Raw genomic sequence first — 2,135 nt, forward strand, 5'->3', positions numbered from 1 at the left:
TGTCGGCGGCGCTGCAGAACTGGTCGATTCCGGCGCTTGAAAAGTGAACGGTTGCGGGCAGTCTAGTCAGGCGTTTCTGCGGTGGTGGTGCGGATGCTGGGGAGGCTGTCGATGCCTCGTCCGCGGAGCCGGTAGCTGGCGCCTTTGAGGGTGAGCACGTCGGCGTGGTGGACGATCCGGTCGATCATCGCGGCGGCGACGGCCTGGTCTCCGAACACGCCTCCCCAACCGCTGAACGGCAGGTTCGAGGTGAGGATCAGCGACGCGTGTTCGTAGCGGCTGGAGACGAGCTGGAAGAAGAGGTTGGCGGCGTCTTGTTCGAACGGCAGGTAGCCGACCTCGTCGACGATGATCAGCCCGTAGCGGCGTAGCCGGGCGAGCTCCTTCGGGAGCAGTCCTTGCCGGTGGGCGTCGGTGAGCCGGGTGACCCAGTCCGTGGCGGTCGCGAACAGCACTCGGTGACCGTGCCGGGCGGCGACGATTCCGAGCGCGGTCGCGAGATGCGTCTTCCCGGTTCCGGGTGGGCCGAGCAGCACCACGTTCTGCGCTTCCAGGAGGAATCCGCCGGAGGCGAGTGCTGCGACCTGCTGGCGGACGGCCGGTTGCGCGTCCCAGTCGAAGTCCTCCAGCGTCTTGCGCGCGGGGAAGCCGGCGGCTTTGATCCGCAGCTCCGCGCCCGACGCGTTGCGCGCCGAGACCTCGCGTTCGAGCACGGCGGCGAGGTAGTCCTCGAATGACCAGCCGGCGTCCCGCGCCTGGTCCGCCATCCGGGCGGCGGCTTCGGTGATCCGGGGTGCTTTCAGCGCGCCGGCCAGATACGTGATCTGCTTCACCGACTCGGTGGTGCTCTTGGTGGCGGCCATCAGCTGAGCCCGCCGTCGATGATCCCGAACGCGCGGTCGTAGTCGGCCAGATCCCTGGAGAGATCATCACCGACAGCGGCTCGAGGTTGCTGGAACTCGCGCCGCAGCACCGCCGCGATCTCCACATGGGCGGGATCGGTGACCACCCGTCCGCGTGCCCAGAGCCGCGGATGGTCCGCGACGATTCGCCCGTCGCAACGCACCCGGACCCGGTCCAGATCGGCGGTGACATCGACGATCCGGCCGATCACATGCGGGTCGACGGAGTAGTCGTTGGTGTCGATGCGGACGTAGTAGTCCCGACCCAACCGGAGCCGGTTGCGCCAGCCCAGATGCAACGGGATCGGCGGCAACGGCAGCATCGCTGCCCGATCCGGATCGAGTCTGTCGACCGGGGCGGCGCCGGTGGTGCGCACCACCCGCGCGTTCGCGCGGCCCAGCCAGTCGGTGAACTGGGTGTTGAAGTCCGCCGGCGACGTGAACGACCGACCCGGCATGAACGAGGTCTCGAACCAGCCGTTGCGGCGCTCCACCACGCCTTTCGATTCCGGATCCCTCGGCGGCAGCAACACCAGCTTCGTCGCCAGCGTCCCCATGAACGCGGCCACGCCGTCCGCGCGACGCTGCCCGCGACCGATGCCGGGCTCGTTGTCCCAGAGCAGCCGCCGAGGCACCCGACCCAGCTGCTGGATGAGCTCCCACGACCCCAGCAGCAGGTCCTCGGTCTTGCGGGTCGGGATCATCCGCCCCGTCACGAACCGCGAGTGCGCCGGCGTGATCACCAGCACTGGCAGCAGCTTCGTCGTGCCGTCCTCGAGTGGGATCTTCCGCGGCGGGAACCACAGATCGCACTGCGCCGCATCACCCGGCTCCCACACCAACCGGTCCGCCGGGTCGATCCGGCGCTGCTCCGGCCGCAGCCGTTTCACGTTGTCCCGGAACCACCGGATCGACCCGGTCCAGCCGACCCGTTCCGCGAGCACAGTCGCCGGCATGTCCGGCGTCTCAGCCAGCAGCTCCCGCACCCGCGGCTCGAATACGGTGAACGACGTCGGCCCCGGCGATCGCTCATACCTGGGCGGCGAGTCGGAGTTCACCGCCTTGATCACCGTCGTCCGCGAGATCCCCAACCGCTCCGCGATCCGCGCCTTTGGAACCCCCTCCGCAGCCAACCTGCGAATCAGTGCCCAATCCTCCAAAGTGATCACTCTCCAATCGTTGAGTGTTCACTTTTCGCCGCCGCAAGTGTTCAGTTTTCGAGCGCCGCCGACA

2 protein-coding genes are annotated in these 2,135 nt (G+C 68.3%); both read right to left on the reverse strand.

The genetic code is table 11. From position 1 onward, the window contains the following. Positions 1 to 62: 62 nt before the first annotated feature. Positions 63 to 863: an IS21-like element helper ATPase IstB gene (istB, locus tag RS82_RS00020; protein ID WP_045296031.1), complete on the reverse strand. Its 801-nt coding sequence runs from the start codon at positions 861 to 863 to the stop codon at positions 63 to 65. Continuing rightward, complete coding sequence (gene istA, locus RS82_RS00025; RefSeq protein ID WP_045296032.1) at positions 863 to 2,071, reverse strand: IS21 family transposase; 1,209 nt, start codon at positions 2,069 to 2,071, stop codon at positions 863 to 865. The genes istB and istA overlap by 1 nt, the downstream gene beginning before the upstream one ends. Positions 2,072 to 2,135: the final 64 nt, after the last annotated feature.

This window comes from Microbacterium trichothecenolyticum (assembly GCF_000956465.1).
In the GTDB taxonomy this organism is placed as follows: domain Bacteria; phylum Actinomycetota; class Actinomycetes; order Actinomycetales; family Microbacteriaceae; genus Microbacterium; species Microbacterium trichothecenolyticum.

Excerpts from the sequence above, each read along its gene's own strand:
- istB (WP_045296031.1), bottom strand. The coding sequence starts at position 863 with ATGGCCGCCACCAAGAGCACCACCGAGTCGGTGAAGCAGATCACGTAT.